The following is a 5,657-nucleotide window of genomic DNA, read 5'->3' as shown; positions in this document are numbered from 1 at the left end:
AAAGCCCAAACCCCCAGGTACGGAGGTACGAGGGGGTTTGGGGGGCTGTATTAAGAGCCTGACGATGACCTACTTTCACACGGGAACCCGCACTATCATCGGCGCAAAGGCGTTTCACTGTCCTGTTCGAGATGGGAAGGAGTGGGACCACCTTGCTATGGTCGTCAGGCATAACTGGTTGACCGGGCTGTGCGAGGTGCACGACCTGGTCGAATTCATAGAGCTTCGAATCAGCTGGTTTTTGATTGCTGCCAACGTCATGGGGGCAACGGTGTTGCATTCCATGAGGGCATAACATGACTTTTCAGTCGGATGACATTTGACTCTGATGGTTTTCATCAAAGTTATAGGGTCAAGCCGCACGAGCAATTAGTACTGGTTAGCTTAACGCATTGCTGCGCTTCCACACCCAGCCTATCAACGTCCTGGTCTTGAACGACTCTTTAGGGGGCTCAAGGCCCCGGCAGATCTCATCTTGGAACGAGTTTCCCGCTTAGATGCTTTCAGCGGTTATCTCTTCCGCACTTAGCTACCCGGCAATGCCACTGGCGTGACAACCGGTACACCAGAGGTGCGTCCACTCCGGTCCTCTCGTACTAGGAGCAGGCTTCCTCAAATCTGCAGCGCCCACGGAAGATAGGGACCAAACTGTCTCACGACGTTTTAAACCCAGCTCACGTACCTCTTTAAATGGCGAACAGCCATACCCTTGGGACCGGCTACAGCCCCAGGATGAGATGAGCCGACATCGAGGTGCCAAACACCGCCGTCGATATGAACTCTTGGGCGGTATCAGCCTGTTATCCCCAGAGTACCTTTTATCCGTTGAGCGATGGCCCTTCCATACAGAACCACCGGATCACTATGTCCTGCTTTCGCATCTGCTCGACTTGTCAGTCTCGCAGTTAAGCACGCTTATGCCATTGCACTATTAGCACGATGTCCGACCGTACCTAGCGTACCTTCGAACTCCTCCGTTACGCTTTGGGAGGAGACCGCCCCAGTCAAACTGCCTACCATGCACTGTCCCCGATCCAGATAATGGACCTAGGTTAGAACCTCAAACACACCAGGGTGGTATTTCAACGTTGGCTCCACAAGATCTAGCGACCCTGCTTCAAAGCCTCCCACCTATCCTACACAGATCTGTTCAAAGTCCAATACAAAGCTACAGTAAAGGTTCATGGGGTCTTTCCGTCTTTCCGCGGGGAGATTGCATCATCACAAACATTTCAACTTCGCTGAGTCTCAGGAGGAGACAGTGTGGCCATCGTTACGCCATTCGTGCAGGTCGGAACTTACCCGACAAGGAATTTCGCTACCTTAGGACCGTTATAGTTACGGCCGCCGTTTACTGGGACTTCGATCAAGAGCTTGCACCCCATCAATTAATCTTCCAGCACCGGGCAGGCGTCACACCCTATACGTCCACTTTCGTGTTTGCAGAGTGCTGTGTTTTTAATAAACAGTCGCAGCCACCAATTTTTTGCAACCCGTTCATGCTCAGATGTTCTCATCACATTACTAGGGCACACCTTCTTCCGAAGTTACGGTGTCAATTTGCCGAGTTCCTTCTCCTGAGTTCTCTCAAGCGCCTTAGAATACTCATCTCGCGCACCAGTGTCGGTTTGCGGTACGGTCAATTACAAGCTGAAGCTTAGTGGCTTTTCCTGGGACCTCGTTCAGTTACTTCGCGAGCAAGCTCGCTCGATCGACAGCCTCGGTATATGACACGCGGATTTGCCTACGTGTCGCCTACATCTGTCTAAACCGGCACATCCAACCGCCGGATAACCTATTAAAATCCGTCCCCACATCGCACTTGTAATCGGTACAGGAATATTGACCTGTTTCCCATCAGCTACGCATCTCTGCCTCGCCTTAGGGGCCGACTCACCCTACGCCGATGAACGTTGCGTAGGAAACCTTGCGCTTACGGCGAGGGGGCTTTTCACCCCCTTTAACGCTACTCATGTCAGCATTCGCACTTCTGATACCTCCAGCATCCTTTACAAGACACCTTCACAGGCTTACAGAACGCTCTCCTACCACTTGCAATAAATTGCAAATCCGCAGCTTCGGTAACTGGCTTAGCCCCGTTACATCTTCCGCGCAGGACGACTCGATCAGTGAGCTATTACGCTTTCTTTAAATGATGGCTGCTTCTAAGCCAACATCCTGACTGTTTTAGCCTTCCCACTTCGTTTCCCACTTAGCCAATTTTAGGGACCTTAGCTGGCGGTCTGGGTTGTTTCCCTCTTGAGTCCGGACGTTAGCACCCGGTGCTCTGTCTCCCAAGCTGTACTCGTCGGTATTCGGAGTTTGCCTTGGTTTGGTAAGTCGCCATGACCCCCTAGCCAAAACAGTGCTCTACCCCCGACGGTAATACTTGAGGCACTACCTAAATAGTTTTCGGAGAGAACCAGCTATTTCCAAGTTTGTTTAGCCTTTCACCCCTATCCACAGCTCATCCGCTAGTTTTGCAACACTAGTCGGTTCGGACCTCCAGTACCTGTTACGGCACCTTCATCCTGGCCATGGATAGATCACTTGGTTTCGGGTCTACACCCAGCGACTGAATCGCCCTATTCGGACTCGATTTCTCTACGGCTTCCCTATTCGGTTAACCTTGCCACTGAATGTAAGTCGCTGACCCATTATACAAAAGGTACGCAGTCACCCCTTTCGAGGCTCCTACTTTTTGTAAGCACGCGGTTTCAGGATCTATTTCACTCCCCTCCCGGGGTTCTTTTCGCCTTTCCCTCACGGTACTTGTTCACTATCGGTCGATGATGAGTATTTAGCCTTGGAGGATGGTCCCCCCATGTTCAGACAGGATTTCTCGTGTCCCGCCCTACTTGTCGTTAGCTCAGTACCACACAGGTCTTTTCACGTACGGGGCTATCACCCGCTGTGGCCGCCTTTTCCAAGGCGTTCCGTTAAGTCTTGTGCTATCACTAACAGGCTCTTCCAATTTCGCTCGCCACTACTTTCGGAATCTCGGTTGATGTCTTTTCCTCGAGCTACTGAGATGTTTCAGTTCACCCGGTTCGCCTCGCATGACTATGTATTCATCATGCGATACCTTTGCAGGTGGGTTTCCCCATTCGGAAATCTCCGGATCAAAGCTAATTTGCCAGCTCCCCGAAGCTTATCGCAGGCTATCACGTCCTTCGTCGCCTATCATCGCCAAGGCATCCACCACGTGCTCTTATTCACTTGACCCTATAACTTTGACGTCTTGCAACGCAAAATCACCTTTTCAAGCAAATGTCTGTCAGGTCTTTCACCTGACGCGTTATGCCGCTTCAATTCATATCTTTCGATCAAATTGAATATTCGTTGACGCAATCAAAAATCTGTTGCTGATGGCACGGTGCACATGAAACCTTTACGAATATGTGCTTTCCATCAGCAACGCTGATTCGACTCTATGAATTTTTAAAGAACAGCCGTGGAGAATCTTTCGACTCCCCTGTCAATCGATGGATATCAATCAACATCAAAATACCCTCGTGCAGCACGCACCAGGATGCTTTGATGTGGATTCACCCGAGAAGATGACCTGACAAGAACGTGGGCGCGGCCACGTGAATGGGTTGGTGGAGGATGACGGGATCGAACCGACGACCCCCTGCTTGCAAAGCAGGTGCTCTCCCAGCTGAGCTAATCCCCCAGGATGTCTTGCGCGCATTGGAGGGGATGGTGGGTCTGGTTGGTCTCGAACCAACGACCCCCGCCTTATCAAGACGGTGCTCTAACCAACTGAGCTACAGACCCAAGCCGGTCGCTTGATCTCCCCAGGCCAACTCTTTCAAATTGCCCGGATCGCTGGCGACGTCCTTCCAACAACCGATAAGTGTGAGCGTTTGAGCTTGATTGCTCTTTTTCCAGAAAGGAGGTGATCCAGCCGCACCTTCCGATACGGCTACCTTGTTACGACTTCACCCCAGTCACGAACCCCGCCGTGGTAATCGCCCTCCTTGCGGTTAGGCTAACTACTTCTGGCGAGACCCGCTCCCATGGTGTGACGGGCGGTGTGTACAAGACCCGGGAACGTATTCACCGTGACATGCTGATCCACGATTACTAGCGATTCCGACTTCACGCAGTCGAGTTGCAGACTGCGATCCGGACTACGACCGGCTTTGATGGATTGGCTCCCCCTCGCGGGTTTGCGACCCTTTGTACCGGCCATTGTATGACGTGTGTAGCCCCACCTATAAGGGCCATGAGGACTTGACGTCATCCCCACCTTCCTCCGGTTTGTCACCGGCAGTCTCATTAGAGTGCCCTTTCGTAGCAACTAATGACAAGGGTTGCGCTCGTTGCGGGACTTAACCCAACATCTCACGACACGAGCTGACGACAGCCATGCAGCACCTGTGTTACGGCTCTCTTTCGAGCACTAAGCCATCTCTGGCAAATTCCGTACATGTCAAAGGTGGGTAAGGTTTTTCGCGTTGCATCGAATTAAACCACATCATCCACCGCTTGTGCGGGTCCCCGTCAATTCCTTTGAGTTTCAACCTTGCGGCCGTACTCCCCAGGCGGTCAACTTCACGCGTTAGCTTCGTTACTGAGTCAGAAGAGACCCAACAACCAGTTGACATCGTTTAGGGCGTGGACTACCAGGGTATCTAATCCTGTTTGCTCCCCACGCTTTCGTGCATGAGCGTCAGTGCAGGCCCAGGGGATTGCCTTCGCCATCGGTGTTCCTCCGCATATCTACGCATTTCACTGCTACACGCGGAATTCCATCCCCCTCTGCCGCACTCCAGCCTTGCAGTCACAAGCGCAATTCCCAGGTTAAGCCCGGGGATTTCACGCCTGTCTTACAAAACCGCCTGCGCACGCTTTACGCCCAGTAATTCCGATTAACGCTTGCACCCTACGTATTACCGCGGCTGCTGGCACGTAGTTAGCCGGTGCTTATTCTTACGGTACCGTCATGAGCCCCAGGTATTAACCAGAGCCTTTTCGTTCCGTACAAAAGCAGTTTACAACCCGAAGGCCTTCTTCCTGCACGCGGCATTGCTGGATCAGGCTTGCGCCCATTGTCCAAAATTCCCCACTGCTGCCTCCCGTAGGAGTCTGGGCCGTGTCTCAGTCCCAGTGTGGCTGGTCGTCCTCTCAGACCAGCTACAGATCGTCGGCTTGGTGAGCCTTTACCCCACCAACTACCTAATCTGACATCGGCCGCTCCAATCGCGCGAGGCCTTACGGTCCCCCGCTTTCATCCATAGATCGTATGCGGTATTAGCGCAGCTTTCGCTGCGTTATCCCCCACGACTGGGCACGTTCCGATGCATTACTCACCCGTTCGCCACTCGTCAGCACCTTGCGGCCTGTTACCGTTCGACTTGCATGTGTAAAGCATGCCGCCAGCGTTCAATCTGAGCCAGGATCAAACTCTTTAGTTCGATCTTGAAATTACTCATAAAAACGGAATTGAAGTGAACTTCACTTCTATTCTCATGAGCGTTTAAAGTCTTGCGACTCGGACCCTTTCGAGTCCTTTGGCAATCGCCTTCAAACGCCCACGCTTATCGGCTGTATGTTTTTAATGATCCCGCAGCACGAACAGCCCTTCAGCCATCCCCACCACGCTCACCCCGCTGCGATCAGCGAAGCCTTAGATTATGACACAGGTTTTG

At 52.3% G+C, this 5,657-nt stretch carries 2 tRNA genes and 3 rRNA genes; all 5 read right to left on the bottom strand.

Annotated features, from left to right (window positions below):
• Window positions 1-56: 56 nt before the first annotated feature.
• Window positions 57-169: ribosomal RNA gene (rrf, locus tag QUA01_RS27105) — 5S ribosomal RNA — on the bottom strand.
• A 179-nt stretch (window positions 170-348) separates the two neighbouring features.
• A 23S ribosomal RNA gene (locus QUA01_RS27100) occupies window positions 349-3,225 on the bottom strand.
• A gap of 375 nt (window positions 3,226-3,600) precedes the next feature.
• Window positions 3,601-3,676: transfer RNA gene (locus QUA01_RS27095), tRNA-Ala, on the bottom strand.
• 27 nt (window positions 3,677-3,703) lie between these two features.
• A tRNA-Ile gene (locus tag QUA01_RS27090) sits at window positions 3,704-3,780 on the bottom strand.
• A gap of 114 nt (window positions 3,781-3,894) precedes the next feature.
• Window positions 3,895-5,423, bottom strand: a 16S ribosomal RNA gene (locus QUA01_RS27085).
• Together the 16S, 23S and 5S rRNA genes with 2 tRNA genes alongside form the textbook arrangement of a ribosomal RNA operon.
• Window positions 5,424-5,657 lie beyond the last annotated feature (234 nt).

The organism is Microcoleus sp. S36a_B3 (assembly GCF_036700745.1).
Taxonomy (GTDB): Bacteria; Cyanobacteriota; Cyanobacteriia; order Cyanobacteriales; family Microcoleaceae; genus Microcoleus.
The sequence above is the reverse complement of the archived record's forward strand: the minus strand, read 5'-3'. Positions and strand labels throughout refer to the sequence as shown.